This is a genomic window from Microbacterium martis, from assembly GCF_047246685.1.
Taxonomy (GTDB): domain Bacteria; phylum Actinomycetota; class Actinomycetes; order Actinomycetales; family Microbacteriaceae; genus Microbacterium.
The window spans coordinates 431,005-446,883 of record NZ_JBFOKT010000001.1 but is presented as its reverse complement, the minus strand read 5'-3'; the positions used below and the strand labels follow the sequence as shown (position 1 = coordinate 446,883).

Sequence of the window (15,879 nt, the reverse complement as noted above, 5' to 3'; positions counted from 1 at the left end):
CCCTTCGTCGTTCCCGCTATCAGCGCAGTGCGTCGACGATCCCGTTCAGCGTGGCCGACGGACGCATCACCGTGGCGACGAGGGCGTCGTCAGGGCGGTAGTACCCGCCGATCTCCACCGGCTGTCCCTGCACCGCGTTGAGCTCGGAGACGATGGCCTCCTCCTTCTCGGCAAGCTCGGCCGCGACGGGCGCGAACGCGGCCGCGAGATCGGCATCCTTCGTCTGCGCTGCGAGCTCCTGCGCCCAGTACAGCCCGAGGTAGAAGTGGCTGCCGCGGTTGTCGATGGTGCCCAGCGCACGGCCCGGCGAGCGGTCCTCCTCGAGGAACGTCCCCGTCGCGGCATCCAGCGTCTCGGCGAGGACGCGCGCCTTCTCGTTGCCGGTGCGATCGGCGAAGTGCTCGAGCGATGCGGCGAGCGCGAAGAACTCGCCGAGCGAATCCCAGCGCAGGTAGTTCTCCTCGACGAGCTGCTGCACGTGCTTCGGCGCCGATCCGCCGGCACCGGTCTCGAACAGGCCCCCACCGGCCAGCAGCGGCACGATCGAGAGCATCTTGGCGCTCGTGCCCACCTCGAGGATGGGGAACAGATCGGTCAGGTAGTCGCGCAGCACGTTGCCCGTCACCGAGATCGTGTCGAGGCCGTGACGCATGCGCGCCAGGGTGTAGCGGGTGGCCTCCTCGGGGGCGAGGATCGTGATCGTGAGGCCCGTGGTGTCGAGGGTCGCAAGGCCCTGGTGCACCTTGGCGATGATCTGGGCGTCGTGCGAGCGGTTCGCGTCGAGCCAGAACACCGCGGGCGCTCCGGTGGCCCGCGCCCGCGAGACGGCGAGCTTGACCCAGTCCATCACGGGGACGTGCTTCGTCTGCGTGGCCCGCCAGATGTCGCCCTTGCCGACCGTGTGCTCGATGAGCACCGTGCCCTCGCTGTCGAGCACCTGCACGGTGCCCGGGGCGGCGATCTCGAAGGTCTTGTCGTGGCTGCCGTACTCCTCGGCCGCCTGCGCCATGAGGCCGACGTTCGGCACGGTGCCGATCGTCGCCGGGTCGAGCGGCCCGTTGGCGATCACGTCGTCGATCACGGCCTGATAGACGCTCGCGTAGGAGGAGTCGGGGATGACGGCGAGCGTGTCGGCCTCGCCGCCGTCCTTGCCCCAGAGCTTGCCTCCGTTGCGGACGAGGGCGGGCATCGACGCGTCGACGATGACGTCGCTGGGCACGTGCAGGTTGGTGATGCCCTTGTCGGAGTTCACGTACGACAGGCCGGGCCCGTCGGAGATCGCCGTCTCGAATGCTGCGGCGATCTCCTCGCCGCCGGCGATGTCGGCGAGACCCGCGAGGATCGACCCGAGTCCGTCGTTCGCGTTGAGACCGGCCTCCGCCAGGCGGTCGCCGTACCGATCGAAGACGTCGGCGAAGAACGCCTTGACGACGTGGCCGAAGATGATGGGGTCGCTGACCTTCATCATCGTGGCCTTGAGGTGCACCGAATACAGCACGTCGTCGGCCTTGGCCGCCTCGAGCGTCTCGGCCAGGAAGGCGTCGAGCGCGGCCGCCGAGAGGAAGGTCGCGTCGATGATCTCCCGCGGCAGGACCTTGAGGCCCTCCTTCAGCACCGTGACGGTGCCGTCCTCCGCGGTGTGGCGGAAGGTCAGGACGTCGTCGTGCGCGGCGACCCAGGAGCGCTCGTTGCTCTTGAAGTCGTCGTGGCCCATGGTGGCTACGCGCGTCTTGGAGCCCTCGGCGAAGGCCTTGTTGCGGTGCGGATGCTTCTTCGCGTAGTTCTTCACGGCCAGCGGTGCACGACGGTCGCTGTTCCCCTCGCGGAGCACCGGGTTGACCGCCGAGCCCTTGATGCGGTCGTACCGCGCGCGGACGTCCTTCTCCTCCAGCGTCGACGGCTCGTCGGGGAAGTCGGGGATGTCGTAGCCCTGCGCCTGCAGCTCGGCGATCGCACCCTTGAGCTGCGGGATGGATGCCGAGATGTTGGGCAGCTTGATGATGTTCGCCTCGGGCAGCGTGGCCAGGCCGCCGAGCTCGGCGAGCGCGTCTCCGACCTGCTGCTCGGGCGTCAGCTTCTGCGGGAAGGCGGCCAGGATGCGGCCGGCGAGCGAGATGTCGCGGGTCTCGACCTCGATGCCCGCCTGGCCCGTGTAGGCCTGGATGATCGGAAGGAAGGAGGCGGTGGCGAGGGCCGGCGCCTCGTCGGTGTAGGTGTAGATGATGGCGTCGTCGGTCACCAGGAGGTTCTCCGTTCGCGGGGTCTTTTTGTCTCGATACCAAGATACCCGAGGCCCCGGCGGCGAAATGTTCCCCCGATGCGTAGGCCTCCTCCCCGCGAGGGGTTAGCCTGGGGTCATGTCCGAACTGCGCGTGGTCGAACTCTCCGCTGCGACGATCGTCGCCGTGAACAACCTGTCGCTCAAGCCCGGGCAGGAGCAATTCCTCGCGCCCGTGTCGTACGGGATCGCGGCCACCGTGGTCAATCCGCAGACCTCCTGGCAGCGCGTCGTGCTCGACCGGAACGAGGTCGTCGGCTTCGTCAGCGCCAACTTCGACGACGAGGCCCCGGAGGAGCATTTCCGATCCGTGCTGTGGCGCATCAACGTCGACGCCGACGACCAGGGCCGAGGCGTCGGACGCTTCGCGGTCGAATCGCTCGTCGACGAGGCTCGCCGCCGCGGCGTCGACCACGTCAACGTGATCTACGAGGCGGGCGAGGGCGGGCCCGAGACCTTCTTCCACCGCGTGGGCTTCACCCCCGTGGGCGAGACGGCGTACGGCGAAGTGATCGCCCAGATCCGCATCACACCCTAGACCGGCGGCGGGGTCTCGAATCCCCTCCCCCATCGAGACTCCGTCGCCCCTGGATCCTCCCCGCGGGACCGCTCCCAGAGCACGCGGCTCGCGGCGGTCCGGCGATCAGCCGCGGTCTCCCGGCCGTCCCTGCCCTCGGCGCTGGGTCCAGGCGGAGATCACCGATGCCGCGGCAGCCGCGGCCCGGTCGATCGCCTCGCTCGAACGGCTGAGCATGTCCTGCGCCGCATCCTGCCATGCGCCGCTCGGCGGCACTTCGCCCGCGTGCACCCTGGCCGCGTGCTCCGCCGCCTCGAACGCGCGCTCCAGTTCCGCGACCGCGTCGCGGTAGACGCCGTACTCCGCCGCCGTGGCCCGGCCGTCGACGGCGCGGCGGGCGTCGGTGGCCTGACCGGCCGCGCGGAGGTAGGCGGCGGTCTCCGCCCGGCGCACGTCGGTCATCGCCGGATACGCGATCTGCAGGCCCGGGTCGGTCTCGTACCGCATCCACCGGGCGACGACGGCGTCGTGCTGGGCGCGCAGACGATCGAGGGGCCGCGGCGCCGACGCCGCGGGGATCGCCGCGCGCGCGGCGTTCAGCCGCACCTGGCGAGCGCGCACGTCAGCCTGGGCGGCTTTGGCGTCGCGCTCCCTCTCGCGCAGCATCCGTCGGGCTCCGGCCACCTGATCGGCCGTGGCGCGCTGCGCCGCTCTCTCGGCCATGAGGCGCGCGAGGTCGGCGCGGGCGATCTTCAACGCCGTGCGCCGCTCCACTGCGAGCTGCTGCGCGACCCTGAGGTCGTGTCGGGCCGCGTCGAACTCGAGCCGCCGTCCGCTGGTGCTGCTGCTGCGTCTGTTCACGCCGATCACCCCCACTGTTCCGGCGGCCGCAGCCGCCGGCGCGATCCACCACCACTCGGCGACGAGCAGCAGCGGGTCCATACTCCGATGGTACCGAGGGTCCGGCGGCCTAGACGAGGGTCTCCTGCCACGCCGCGTGCAACTGGGCGAACTTGCCGGTGCCTCCGATCAACGCCTCGGGGGTGTCGTCCTCGATGATCCGTCCGTGCTCCATGACCAGCACCCGGTCGGCGATCGCGACCGTCGACAGGCGGTGCGCGATGATGACGGCCGTGCGGTCCTTGAGCAGCGTCTGCAGCGCCTCCTGGATCAGCCGCTCCGACGGGATGTCGAGAGACGCCGTGGCTTCGTCGAGGATGAGCACCGCCGGGTCGGCGAGGAACGCCCGGGCGAACGAGATCAGCTGACGCTGCCCCGCCGACACCCGGCCGCCGCGCTTGTTCACGTCGGTGCCGTAGCCGTCGGGCAGAGACGAGATGAACTCGTCGGCCCCGACGGCGCGCGCTGCCGCACGGATCTCGTCGAGAGTCGCGTCCGGCCTTCCGAGCGCGATGTTGTCGGCGACCGTTCCGCTGAAGAGGTAGGCCTCCTGCGTGACCATGACGATCGCGCGGCGCAGGTCCTTCGGGTGCAGCGAGCGCAGATCCACGCCGTCGAGGGTCACCCGGCCCGCTGTCGGGTCGTAGAACCGCGAGATGAGCTTCGCGAGCGTCGACTTGCCGGCCCCGGTCGTCCCGACGAGGGCGATCGTCTGACCGGCGGGGATGTCGAGCGAGAAGTCCGGGAGGATCGTCTTCTCGCCGTTGTAGCCGAAGGTGACGTCGTCGAAACGCACGTGCCCCCGCGACTCCCACAGGTCGACCGGCTTCTCGGGGTCGGGAACGGTCGGCACCTCCTCGAGCACGCCGGAGACCTTCTCCAGTGCGGCCGTGGCCGACTGGTAGGAGTTGAGGAACATCGCGATCTCCTGCATGGGCGCGAAGAAGTTCCGCACGTACAGCACGGCCGACAGGAGCACGCCGACGCTGAGAGCACCCGCCGAGACGCGGACTCCGCCCCAGAGCACGACCAGTCCGAGCGTGAGGGCGGCGACGCCCATGAGGCCGGGCTCGAACGTTCCGAACAACAGCATCGAGCGCCGGTTCACGTCGCGGTACTCGCCGGCGACCTGCTGGAACGCGACATCGTTGCGCGGCTCCTTGCGGAACGCCTTCACCGCACGGATGCCGGTCATCGTCTCGACGAACTGCACGATCACCTTGGCGCTGATCACGCGCGACTCGCGGTAGACCAGCTGGGACCGCGAGTAGAACCAGCGCATCAGCAGGAACAGGGGGACGCCGGCGAGCGCGAGGATGATCCCCGACTGCCAGTCCCAGATGCACAGCGCGATGAAGGTGAACAGGCCGAAGAGCACACCCGAGACGAGCTCGTTGAGTCCGCCGTCGAGCAGTTCCTTGATCGAGTCGAGGTCGCTGGTCTGCCGCGAGATGATCCGACCCGAGGTGTACGACTCGTGGAACTCGAGACTCAGGCGCTGGGTGTGCAGGAAGATCCGCTTGCGCAGATCGAGCAGCACCGCCTGGGTCAGGCGCGCGGCGATGATGACGTACCACGCGATCAGGACGGCGGCGAGGAGCCCGGCGACCAGATAGACGCCCCCGATCATGAAGGTCGGCATCCAGTCGGCGCGCTCGAGCACCGCGGGCAGCGCGCGGTCGAGTCCGATGCTGATGAGGATCGGCCCCGACACCTGCAGACCGGTCGACACGATGAGCACCAGGGCTGCGAGCACGACCTGCGGCCGCAGCGGGCGCACGAGCGATCCGAGCAGCCGCAGCGAGCGGCGACGGATCGCCCTGCTCTCCTCGGCGGTGTACCGGGAGCGGTCCTCGTCCTGGGTTCCGGTGATCGCAGAGCTCATCGCCGCACCTCCTTCATCTGTCCTCCTGGCGTCGCGGGAGGGGCGGGAGCCTCGTGGTCGGCGGCGTCGTCGCGGACCCCCGCTCTGACCTCGGCCTCGACCTCGTCGGCCGCGTCGCGGATGATGGGGATCGCTCCGGTGCGGGCCGCTTCCTCCGCCTCGAGGCTCGAGATGACGTAACGGTAGTGACGGCTGGTGCGCAGCAGCTCGCTGTGCGTTCCCACCGCGGTGATCCGTCCGGCTTCGAGCAGTGCGACGCGGTCGGCGAGCGCGACCGTCGACGGACGATGCGCCACGATCAGGGCCGTGGTGTCGGCCAGCACATGACGAAGCGCCTCTTCGACCAGGGCCTCGGTGTCGACGTCGAGGGCCGACAGGGGGTCGTCGAGCACGAGGACCTTCGGCTTCGCGGCGACGGCGCGGGCGAGGGCGAGGCGCTGACGCTGGCCGCCCGACAGGCTGAGTCCCTCTTCGCCGATGATCGTCTCGACACCCTCCGGGAGCGTGTCGACGAAACCCGCCTGAGCGACGTCGAGCGCTTCGCGCAGCACCCGCTCGGCCTCGTCGCCGTCGAGGGCGAGGTCGGCACGACCCAGCAGCACGTTCTCGCGGACCGACGCCGAGAAGAGCGTGGCGTCTTCGAACGCCATGGCCACGTGCCGACGGAGCTCGGCGAGCGTGAGGTCGCGCACGTCGACCCCGTCGAGGGTGACGCGCCCGCCGGTGACGTCGTACAGTCGCGCCGGAAGGGTGGTGAGAGTCGTCTTGCCGCTTCCGGTGAGGCCGACCAGCGCCATCGTCTCGCCGGGGCGCAGTGCCAGGTCGATGCCGTCGAGCAGGTCGCGCTCGTGGGCACCCGCGTCCTGGTAGCGGAAGCGTGCGCCCTCGAACACGAGCTCGCCGCGCGGGCTGTCAATCTGGACCGGATTCTCGGGGTCGGTGATGGTGTTCGTCTCGGAGAAGATGTCGAACACGCGGTCGGTGGCCGTGCGCGCGTCGAGCATGAACGAGAACAGGAAGCCGATCGACTCGATCGGCCAGCGCAGGACCGTGGCCATCGCGAAGAACGCGAACAGCTCGGGCAGATCGATCGCGCCCTGCGAGATCAGCCAGATGCCCGACATGAGGCTCAGGCCGAAGGCGATCTGCGGCATCAGGTCGAGCCAGAACCAGATCGACGCGATCGCGCCGGCCTTGCTCATCTCGGTCTCCCGCAGCGTCTCGGCCTGGCGGCTGAACCGGCTCAGAGCGTGCTTGCCGCGGCCGAACGCCTTGAGCACCCGGATGCCGTGCACGCTCTCCTCGACGCTGGTGGCGAGGTCGCCCGCCTGGTCCTGGCTGCGGCGGGTCAGGGCGCCGTAGCGCTTCTCGAACAGGTAGCCGCGGATCCACAGCGGGACGGCGGTCACCAGGAAGATCGTTCCCAGCAGCCAGTGCCAGCCGAACAGCAGCACCGCGCCGATGACGATGGTGAGCAGGTTGACGACGAGCAGCACGAGGCCGAAGGCCAGCCACCGGCGGATGAGCCCGATGTCCTGCATCATCCGGCTGAGCAGCTGCCCGGACTGCCACCGGTCGTGGAAGGCGACCGGAAGCGTCTGAAGTCGCGCGTACAGCGTGGTGCGCATCTGGTATTCGACCTCGGTGGCCGGGTTGAGGACGAACTGACGGCGCAGCCACACCATGAGCGCCTCGCCGAGACCGAGGGCGAACACGGCCAGGGCGCCCCACAGGATGACGCTGAAGTCTCCGGTGCGGACGGGCCCGGCGATGATCTGCTCGAGCACGATGGGGATCATCAGCGCGATGACCGCCGCGGCGAGCGCGCTCGCGGCTCCGCCCGCGAGCCGCCAGATGACGGGCCGTACGAACGGCTTGAGGCGCCACAGCGCGGCGGGCGTGGACAGGGACGACGAAGAAGAGCTCTGCGATGAGGGCGAGGAGGACATGTCTCTCAGACAGTTTCGTAGGGAAGGCGAATGCGATGGGGGATGCGGATGCGCAGACGGACTCGTCGAGTCCGGCATCCGGTGCGAGCGTGAGGCGGCGCTAGGAGCGCAGATCCGCCGGGGTCGAGCCGAGAGCGGTGATCCGCGCGGTGGCGATGCTGATCATGGTGTCCTCCTCGGGCTCGGCGATGTCGCTCGATTGACGCGACAGCCCACCAGCCTATTCCTGGGAACCAGCTGAACGCAAGAGCTCTTCCCGTGCGGCCGCCTCTCGGGTCAGGAGACTCTGCTTGACGGCGAGTCCCCACGCGAAACCGCCGAGCGTGCCGTCGCTGCGCAGCACGCGATGGCAGGGAACGAAGAGCGCCGGGGCGTTGCGCGCACAGATGGATGCCGCCGCCCGGACCGCCCGTGGGTTCCCCAGCCGCGCGGCGAAAGAGGTGTAGGTGAGGGGATCGCCAGGATCGATCGCCCTGAGCGCCGCCCATCCCGTGAGCTGCAGAGCGGTGCCGGTCTGCTTCACCGCGACGCCGTCGATGGCCGTGGGGTCGCCGGCGTAGTAGGCGAGCGCCGCCGCCGCGGCATCCGTCTCCCCCTCGCGCACCGAGACGGGCCGCGTCGCGACGGGCAGTCGGCCCATGATCGTCTCGTGATCGGGCGACCAGCCGGATGCGAGGACGCGCTGTTCGTCGTCGGCCAGGATCGTGAAGGCGCCGTCGGGGGTGTCGATGGTCTGGATGAGGGCGGTCATGAGGTCTCCTTCGCGAGTGCGGAACGAGCGGCGCGGACCGGTCGGACCGGTGCCGCGCGCCAGAGGTGCGCACTGAGATAGCTGCGCCAGGGTGCCGCGCGCTGCGCCCAGGCGGTGAGTCCGCGGGGGTCCGCCGGGATGCCGGATGCCGCGGCGCCGGCGCGCAGCGCCACGTCGCCCGGCAACAGCACGTCGGGGTCGCCGAGCACGCGCATGCGCACGTAGTCGGCCGTCCAGGGCCCGATCCCCGGCATCGTCAGGAGGGCTGCGCGCTGCTCCGCCCCGTCGTCGCCGATCGTGAGCCGCAGCGAGCCGTCGGCGAGCGCCGCGGCGGCGCCCGTGATGGCCCGGATCCGCGCCGCCGGCCCGCGGAGCACGTCGGCGCCGTGATCGGCGATCGCGCGCATGGTCGGGAACAGGCGGTTCTCCGTCGCGGGGTCGCCCGACCCGTCGTCGACCCGTTCGCCCAGTGCCGCGGCGAGCGTGCTCAGCGCCGTGCGCGCTGCGGCGACCGTGATCTGCTGACCCACCATCGCGCGGATGAGCATCTCGTGCGGGTCGGCCGATCCGGGCACGCGGATGCCCGGGGTGCGTGCGACCAGCGGCGCGAGCTCGGGGTGCGCGGCGAGGGCCTCGTCGACGGCGATCGGGTCGGCGTCGAGGTCGAAGATACGGCGCACGGTGGCGACGAGAGGCGCGAGGTCGCCGAGCTGGGCGACCCGAGCCCGGAGACGCAGCCGTCCGCCCGGGTCGTGCCGGACCTCGAACCAGGCGGGCCCGCCGGCCATCCGCAGATGACGGGAGAACGAGGTCTCGGTGGCCTCTTCGACGCCCGGCAGCGCGCGGACCGCCATCCAGGCGAAGACGCCGGCCGCATCGAAGGGCCCGCGATAGGGCAGCACGAGCTCGATCGTGCCCGGCGCGGCCTCGATGATGCCGCCTCGACGGCGCGCCCGAAGCTCACCCGGGGCGAGACCGAACACCTCGCGGATCGTGTCGTTGCACTGCCGGATGCTGGCGAAGCCGGCCGAGAACGCCACGTCGGCGACCGGCAGGTCGGTGCCCACGAGCAGCATCCGCGCGGTGTGGGCGCGATGCGCTCGGGCGAGGGCCAGCGGTCCTGCACCCAGCTCGGCGCCGAGCAGTCGCGTGAGGTGACGCGACGAGTACCCGAGCCGCGCGGCGAGTCCGGGCACCCCCTCGCGCTCGACCACGCCCGACGAGATGAGGCGCATGGCGCGGGCGGCCGTGTCACCCCGCACGTTCCATGCCGGCGACCCCGGCGCAGCCTCCGGCAGGCAGCGCTTGCACGCGCGGTACCCGGCCTCGTGCGCCGCGGCGCTGGTCGGGTAGAACGTCACGTTCTCGGGTTTCGGCGTGCGTGCAGGGCAGCTCGGACGGCAGTAGATGCCGGTGGAGCGCACCGCCGTCACGAACTGCCCGTCGAAGCGCGTGTCGCGCGCGTTGATCGCGCGATACCGTTCGTCGAAGTCGGTCAGCGGGAAGCTCATGCCCCCACTCTGTCACGGCCCGCCGACATCGACTGGCGGGAATCGGACATCGCGGTGGCGCCGCCGCCGAGACCCCGCGATACCGCCGAGACCCCCGCCTGCTGACGTCAGCAGGCGGGGGTCTCGACGCGAAAGCGGGGTCTCGGCGAAGAGCGGCGAAGGGAGGCGCTGCGCTCAGTGGAAGAAGTGACGCTCGCCCGTGAAGAACATCGTGACGCCGGCCTTTCGCGCGGCATCCACGACCTCGTCGTCGCGCACCGAGCCGCCCGGCTGCACGATGGCCGAGATGCCGGCGTCGATGAGCACCTGGGGCCCATCGGCGAAGGGGAAGAAGGCATCGGATGCCGCGACCGACCCGGCCGCGCGATCTCCCGCGCGCTCGACCGCGAGCCGACACGAGTCGACCCGGTTGACCTGGCCCATGCCCACGCCGACGGTCGCGTTGTCCTTCGCCAGCACGATGGCGTTCGACTTCACTGCGCGGCACGCCTTCCAGGCGAAGATGAGGTTCTCCATCTCCGCATCGCTCGGCCGTTCGCCCGACACCAGCTCCCAGTCCTTGGCGACCGACACGATGTCGTCGGGGAACCGGTCGGCGTCCTGCAGGAGCAGCCCGCCCGACACGAGGCGCACGTCCATGCGCTCCTGCTGCCAGTCCTCGGGCAGCTGCAGCAGACGCAGGTTCTTCTTGGCCTTGAACACCTCGAGGGCCGCGGGCTCGAACGAGGGCGCCACGATCACCTCGGTGAAGATGTCCTTGAGGTTCTCGGCCATCTTCAGGGTGACCGTGCCGTTCGCGGCGATGACGCCGCCGTAGGCCGACACCGGGTCGCATTCGTGCGCGCGCAGGTGCGCGCTGGCGATGGGGTCGAGGGCGTTCGGCGCCGTCGTGGCGATGCCGCACGGGTTGGCGTGCTTGATGATCGCGACGGCGGGCTTGACCATGTCGTAGGCGGCGCGCAGCGCGGCATCCGCATCGACGTAGTTGTTGTACGACATCTCCTTGCCCTGCAGCTGCCGGGCCTGCGCGATGCCGTGGCCGCCCGCGCGGGTGTAGATCGCGCCGCGCTGGTGAGAGTTCTCGCCGTAGCGCAGGGTCGCCAGACGCTCGGCCTGGATCGTCAGGTGCTCGGGCAGGTCGTCCGGGTCGGTCATGGTGCCCTCGGCGAACCACTGGGCGACGGCGGTGTCGTAGGCGGCCGTGTGCGCGAAGGCCCGCGCCGCCAGTTCGCGCCGCTGCGACAGCGACGTGCCCCCGTCGGCGATCGCGGCGACGACGGCCGGATACGACTGCGGCGAGACGACGATGGCGACGTTGGCGTGGTTCTTCGCCGCTGCGCGCACCATCGCCGGTCCGCCGATGTCGATCTGCTCGACCACGTCGTCGCCCTCGGCGCCCGAGGCGACCGTCTCGACGAACGGGTAAAGGTTTACCACCACGAGCTCGAACGGCTCGATTCCCAGCTCGGCGAGCTGCCGCTCGTGCTCTTCGAGCCGCAGGTCGGCGAGAACCGCACCGTGCACCTTCGGGTGCAGGGTCTTCACCCGGCCGTCGAGCATCTCGGCGACGCCGGTCACGGCGGCGACGTCGGTCACCTCGAAGCCCGCGTCGCGGATCGTCGCGGCGGTCGAACCGGTCGAGACGATCTCGACACCGGCGGCGGCGAGCGCCTCGGCGAGCATGAGCAGGTCGGTCTTGTCGCTGACCGAGACGAGAGCGCGACGGATCGGCACGCTGTCGCGATGGCGGTAGAGCGAGGGGTCGTGGCGGGGGCCGGCCATGATGGGCTCCTTCGTGCGAGACGTTCGGTTCGGGCGGTTCAGGGGGTGGTCGTCAGCGACAGCTCGCCGGTCGCGATGCCGCGGACGACCTCGATGAGCAGACGGCGCTCGACGGGTTTGATGCGCTCGTGCAGACTGTGCTCGGTGTCGCCGGGCAGCACGGGCACGCGCTCCTGGGCGAGGACGGGACCGGTGTCGACCCCGTCGTCGACGACGATCACGCTCGCGCCGGTCTCGCTCACGCCGGCGGCGAGGGCGTCGCGCACGCCGTGGGCGCCGGGGAACTCGGGCAGGAAGGCCGGATGCGTGTTGATGAGGCGCGGAGAGTACTGCGCGACCAGCGAAGGCGGCAGCAGGCGCATGAGCCCGCTGAGGACGACGAGGTCGGGGGTCCACACGGCGAGCTGACGACCGAGCTCCTCACCCCAGGCCTCGCGGCTGTCGTGCTCGTGCCACGGGACGGTGAAGCTGGGGATGCCGAACTCCTCGGCGTGGGCGAGCCCGTCGGCTTCGCGGTCGGCGCCGACGACCACGACCCGCGCCGGGAAATCGGGGTGACGAGCGGCCTCGAGGAGGGCGCGAAGGTTCGAGCCGGTGCCCGAGATGAGAACGGCGACCGTGAGCACGCGCCCAGTCTACCGGGGTGGGCGGCGCCCTCCCGCCCGCGCTCGGGCCGCCGGCGCCGGGGTCAGTCCGACCGGTCAGACGGGTCCCGCCGGGGCTCCGCCGGACTGCGGAGGTCGTCGAGAGGAGCGGTGTCGGCGAGCGGCGACACCGCCATCTCGGCGACCCACCGATCGGTGCGCTCCTCGGCCAGCTCGTCGCGGTTGCGCGGCGAGAGGAGCAGGATCGCCGCGCCGAGCAGGACCTCCCCGCCCAGGGCGAGCGCGAACGGCAGCGGCGCCGGGCCGACGTCGGCCAGGCGTCCGGGTCCCATCGACCCGGACGCCAGGATGCCGGCGAGTGCGGCGACCCCGGCCGTCACCGCGCCCATGCCGAGGGCGATGACCGTCCGCGGGACGAAGCCGAGGGGCGTTCCCTCCCAGACCAGACGCGAGCGCACCGCCCACCCCGCGAACGCTCCGGCGGCGATGGGGAGGAGCACGACGATCAGCATCCAGATCGAGCTGTTCTCCGGCAGAAGGCCGAAGACGGGGATGCCGGGGACGACGCCGAGCTGCGTGCCCGCGGGTGACACCGCGGTGCCCGTTCCCACGGCGAAGCCCGGTCCGGCGAGCCACGATGCCGTCCACACGACGAGCGTGGGGAGGTAGGCGAGCTGTCCCAGCGTGAGCACGGTCGATCCGAGCGCGTCGACGCGCGCCGCCTGGAAGAGGGCGACCACCTCTCCCCCGCGCACCGCGACCATCAGCGCGAGCGCGAGGGCGGCGACGCCGGTCACGGCGACGAGGGCGAGGGCCGCGCCCCGCGCGATCGCGGCCGGGACGGGGGTCCAGCCCTCGTGCGCGTCGAGGAGATCGTGCAGACGATCGACGATGCCGCCGTCGCCCTCGTCCCACGCCGCGCGCACGCTGCCGCAGACGGCGCCCACGAGGTACACGGCCGGCGGCAGGATCAGCGCCGGCAGCAGCGGGGTCTCCGCCGCCGTGAGCCGGGTGCTGAAGGCGACACCGACGGAGATCAGCGCGAACACGGCGGTGCCCGACAGCGCTCCGGTCAGCCAGGCGTCGGCCCTCGCCGCCCGGCCGCCTGAGCGCGCGGCGAAGAGGAGGGTGAAGAGCAGGAAGGCCAGCGGGGTGATCGAGACGACGAACCCGGCGGCGTCGGCCGGGATCGCCAGAGCGACCAGCAGCGTGTCGGGCAGGGTGACCTCGATCGGCACGCCGTGCCCGAACTGCCAGAGGGTGCCGGTGAGCGGCCAGAGGGCGCCCCAGTCGGCCGTGACGCCGAAGGCGAGCGTCCACAACAGAGTGAGCGGTGCCAGCAGCACGGCGAGTCCGACCGCCGCGGCGATGGCGGCGTCGAAGGCGGCGAGGAGCGCGACGAGGAGGCGTTGCATATCGAATCGAGACTACGACGGGATCGGGCTCGCCCTCTCGGGGCGCGCGCGGGGCGGACGACACGATAGCGTCTTCTCCGGAGGTTCCCCCGATGACTACTGCCCCGACGCGCACGCCCGCGCCCGCCGCACCCACGAACGCCCTGGACCGCTTCTTCGAGATCAGCAGGCGCGGGTCGACGATCGGCACCGAGATCCGAGGCGGGCTGGTGACCTTCGTCACCATGGCCTACATCGTGATCCTCAATCCGATCATCCTGTCCGGCTCGGCCGACGTCGACGGCAACACGCTCGACTTCAGCGCCGTCGGGGCCGCGACGGCGCTCACCGCCGGCGTCATGACGATCCTCTTCGGACTCATCACGCGGCTGCCCTTCGGCTTCGCCGCGGGCCTCGGGATCAACGCGTTCGTCGCGTTCTCGGTGGTCGGGCAGGTCACATGGCCCGAGGCGATGGCGCTCGTCATGATCAACGGCGCCGTGATCGTCCTCCTGGCCGTCACGGGGCTGCGGAAGATGATCTTCGACGCCGTTCCGTTTCAGCTGAAGATCGCGATCACCGTCGGCATCGGCCTGTTCATCGCGTTCATCGGCTTCGTGAACTCCGGCTTCGTCACGGCGACCGGCGCCGCCTCCCCGCCGGTCGGTCTGGGCGTCGGCGGATCGGTCGCCACGGTCCCGACCGTGCTCTTCATCGTCACGCTGGTCATCACCGGCATCCTCGTCGCCCGGAAGGTCAAGGGCGGCCTGCTCATCGGACTCGTCTCGGGCACGGTGCTGGCGGTGATCGTCGAAGCGATCTGGCACCTCGGCGCGGCCGCCGACGGCAACGCCGGGGGCTGGGGCCTCACCGTCCCCGCGCTGTCGGGCGTGCCGTTCAGCCTGCCCGACCTGAGCCTCGTCGGCGCCGTGGACTTCGGCTTCGACCTGAGCAAGGTCAGCCTCGTCGCGATCGTGATGATCGTGTTCACTCTCGTCTTCTCGAACTTCTTCGACGCGATGGGCACCATGACCGGTCTCGCCAAGGAGGCCGACCTGGCAGACGAGAAGGGCGACTTCCCGCGCATCAAGTCGGCTCTGGTCGTCGAGGGAGTCGGCGCGATCATCGGCGGCGGCACCTCGTCGTCGTCGAGCACGGTGTTCATCGAGTCGGGTGCCGGCATCGGCGAAGGCGCGCGCACCGGGTTCGCGAACGTCATCACCGGGGCGATGTTCCTGCTGGCGATGTTCCTCACGCCGCTCACCTCGATCGTCCCGACCGAGATCGCGGCCGCCGCGCTGGTGATCGTCGGCGCGATGATGATGGCGCAGATCAAGTACATCGACCTGTCGGACTTCAGCGTGCTGCTGCCGGTCTTCCTGACCGTCACGGTGATGCCGCTGACCTACTCGATCGCGAACGGCATCGGCGCCGGTTTCGTGAGCTGGGTGCTGATCCAGGCGCTGTCGGGCAAGGCGAAGCGCATCAGCCCGCTGCTGTGGGTCGTCGCCGCCGGCTTCGTGCTGTTCTTCGCCCGAGGGCCGATCGAGGCACTGTTCGGCGTCGCCTGATATCCCGGTATAGAGGAGGGGTCGGATGCTGCGGCATCCGCCCCCTTCGTCTTACGCTCGTCGCGTGACCGATCCCGCAGACGCAGAGGAATTCACGCTGCTGCATCGGATGAACTTCTGGGGCAGGACGGAAGACGACCTTCCGCCGGGAACGCTGAGCTGGGAGTACGGCCGACAGAGATGGAGAGCGCGGAGACCGCCCGACGGCCGTCCGCCGAGCGAGGTGGATGTGCGCTGCGCGCACTGCTACGAGACTCTGACCTTCCGTGTGCAGTCCCGCGCCGCCATGCGCAGGCGAAAGCTCGTGCTGCGGGTGACCGCCCTGGTTCTGACCCTCCTGGTCGTCCTCGCGATCGTCTCGTGCTCTCAGCTGGTCGGCATCGCCGACGACTCCGCCCTGCCGGATGCCGCGCGAGCCTCGGCAGCCGCGGGTGCGGTCCTCAGCATCGTGCTCCTCGCCCTGTGCACGACGGGAGCCTGGGCCCTCGCCCTTGCAGCCGTGAACCAGGTGGGCGTCTCGGGGAACGGTGCCGGTCTGCCGGGATTCACCCGACACAGGGTGCAGGCGCACGAGCCGTCATCGACCGCCTAGCCGACGCCGCGAGGCCGCAGAAGGTGCGAATGGCCGCGGAAGTCGAGCGGTTCGCGCGCATGAGAAAGGCCCCGGGGTGGAGCCCGGGGCCTTTCTCGTACAGCCTAACGCGTCACAGCGCCTCGACGCTCTTCGACTCGTCGC

12 protein-coding genes are annotated in these 15,879 nt (G+C 70.6%); 3 read left to right on the top strand and 9 right to left on the bottom strand.

All coding sequences use genetic code 11. The features are described from left to right. Window positions 1-19: 19 nt before the first annotated feature. On the bottom strand, window positions 20-2,239 hold the full coding sequence (locus AB3M90_RS02155; RefSeq protein ID WP_412949659.1) for an NADP-dependent isocitrate dehydrogenase: 2,220 nt from the start codon (window positions 2,237-2,239) through the stop codon (window positions 20-22). A gap of 118 nt (window positions 2,240-2,357) precedes the next feature. Here AB3M90_RS02155 and AB3M90_RS02150 point away from each other — a divergent pair, with 118 nt between their 5' ends. Continuing rightward, window positions 2,358-2,816, top strand: a complete 459-nt coding sequence (locus AB3M90_RS02150; protein ID WP_412949658.1) for a GNAT family N-acetyltransferase — start codon at window positions 2,358-2,360, stop codon at window positions 2,814-2,816. Window positions 2,817-2,921: 105 nt separating this feature from the next. Here the strand turns inward: AB3M90_RS02150 and AB3M90_RS02145 are convergent, their stop codons facing one another. The 8 genes from AB3M90_RS02145 to AB3M90_RS02110 all read right to left on the bottom strand — a co-directional run bounded on the left by AB3M90_RS02145 (window position 2,922) and on the right by AB3M90_RS02110 (window position 13,593). Further along, the gene (locus AB3M90_RS02145; RefSeq protein ID WP_412949657.1) at window positions 2,922-3,737 is read right to left on the bottom strand and encodes a hypothetical protein; all 816 of its coding nucleotides are present in this window, start codon (window positions 3,735-3,737) and stop codon (window positions 2,922-2,924) included. 28 nt (window positions 3,738-3,765) lie between these two features. Beyond that, window positions 3,766-5,580, bottom strand: coding sequence for an ABC transporter ATP-binding protein (locus AB3M90_RS02140; RefSeq protein ID WP_412949656.1), 1,815 nt, complete (start codon window positions 5,578-5,580; stop codon window positions 3,766-3,768). Beyond that, window positions 5,577-7,529, bottom strand: coding sequence for an ABC transporter ATP-binding protein (locus tag AB3M90_RS02135; protein WP_412949654.1), 1,953 nt, complete (start codon window positions 7,527-7,529; stop codon window positions 5,577-5,579). The genes AB3M90_RS02140 and AB3M90_RS02135 overlap by 4 nt, the downstream gene beginning before the upstream one ends. 220 nt (window positions 7,530-7,749) lie before the next feature. Next, window positions 7,750-8,280 carry a methylated-DNA--[protein]-cysteine S-methyltransferase gene (locus AB3M90_RS02130; RefSeq protein ID WP_412949653.1) on the bottom strand — a complete coding sequence of 177 codons (531 nt, stop codon included), beginning with the start codon at window positions 8,278-8,280 and terminating at the stop codon, window positions 7,750-7,752. Beyond that, the gene (locus tag AB3M90_RS02125) at window positions 8,277-9,791 is read right to left on the bottom strand and encodes a DNA-3-methyladenine glycosylase 2 family protein (protein ID WP_412949652.1); all 1,515 of its coding nucleotides are present in this window, start codon (window positions 9,789-9,791) and stop codon (window positions 8,277-8,279) included. Before AB3M90_RS02125 ends, AB3M90_RS02130 begins: the two co-directional genes overlap by 4 nt. A gap of 174 nt (window positions 9,792-9,965) precedes the next feature. After that, the gene (gene purH, locus AB3M90_RS02120) at window positions 9,966-11,573 is read right to left on the bottom strand and encodes a bifunctional phosphoribosylaminoimidazolecarboxamide formyltransferase/IMP cyclohydrolase (protein WP_412949651.1); all 1,608 of its coding nucleotides are present in this window, start codon (window positions 11,571-11,573) and stop codon (window positions 9,966-9,968) included. Window positions 11,574-11,611: 38 nt separating this feature from the next. Further along, a complete protein-coding gene (purN, locus tag AB3M90_RS02115; protein WP_412949650.1) occupies window positions 11,612-12,199 on the bottom strand; it encodes a phosphoribosylglycinamide formyltransferase in 588 nt (195 codons plus the stop codon). A gap of 62 nt (window positions 12,200-12,261) precedes the next feature. Then, window positions 12,262-13,593 carry a cell division protein PerM gene (locus AB3M90_RS02110; protein ID WP_412949649.1) on the bottom strand — a complete coding sequence of 444 codons (1,332 nt, stop codon included), beginning with the start codon at window positions 13,591-13,593 and terminating at the stop codon, window positions 12,262-12,264. A gap of 92 nt (window positions 13,594-13,685) precedes the next feature. On the opposite strand from AB3M90_RS02110, the gene AB3M90_RS02105 reads away from it, so the two are divergent. Next, window positions 13,686-15,143, top strand: coding sequence for an NCS2 family permease (locus tag AB3M90_RS02105; protein WP_412949648.1), 1,458 nt, complete (start codon window positions 13,686-13,688; stop codon window positions 15,141-15,143). Between the two features lie 64 nt (window positions 15,144-15,207). Next, window positions 15,208-15,735 (top strand): hypothetical protein, encoded by a 528-nt coding sequence (locus tag AB3M90_RS02100; protein WP_412949647.1) that lies wholly within the window; start codon window positions 15,208-15,210, stop codon window positions 15,733-15,735. The last annotated feature ends 144 nt before the right edge of the window (window positions 15,736-15,879 follow it).

Excerpts from the sequence above, each read along its gene's own strand:
- AB3M90_RS02150 (WP_412949658.1), top strand. The coding sequence starts at position 2,358 with ATGTCCGAACTGCGCGTGGTCGAACTCTCCGCTGCGACGATCGTCGCC.
- AB3M90_RS02145 (WP_412949657.1), bottom strand. The coding sequence starts at position 3,737 with ATGGACCCGCTGCTGCTCGTCGCCGAGTGGTGGTGGATCGCGCCGGCG.
- AB3M90_RS02140 (WP_412949656.1), bottom strand. The coding sequence starts at position 5,580 with ATGAGCTCTGCGATCACCGGAACCCAGGACGAGGACCGCTCCCGGTAC.
- AB3M90_RS02135 (WP_412949654.1), bottom strand. The coding sequence starts at position 7,529 with ATGTCCTCCTCGCCCTCATCGCAGAGCTCTTCTTCGTCGTCCCTGTCC.
- AB3M90_RS02130 (WP_412949653.1), bottom strand. The coding sequence starts at position 8,280 with ATGACCGCCCTCATCCAGACCATCGACACCCCCGACGGCGCCTTCACG.
- AB3M90_RS02125 (WP_412949652.1), bottom strand. The coding sequence starts at position 9,791 with ATGAGCTTCCCGCTGACCGACTTCGACGAACGGTATCGCGCGATCAAC.
- purH (WP_412949651.1), bottom strand. The coding sequence starts at position 11,573 with ATGGCCGGCCCCCGCCACGACCCCTCGCTCTACCGCCATCGCGACAGC.
- AB3M90_RS02110 (WP_412949649.1), bottom strand. The coding sequence starts at position 13,593 with ATGCAACGCCTCCTCGTCGCGCTCCTCGCCGCCTTCGACGCCGCCATC.
- AB3M90_RS02105 (WP_412949648.1), top strand. The coding sequence starts at position 13,686 with ATGACTACTGCCCCGACGCGCACGCCCGCGCCCGCCGCACCCACGAAC.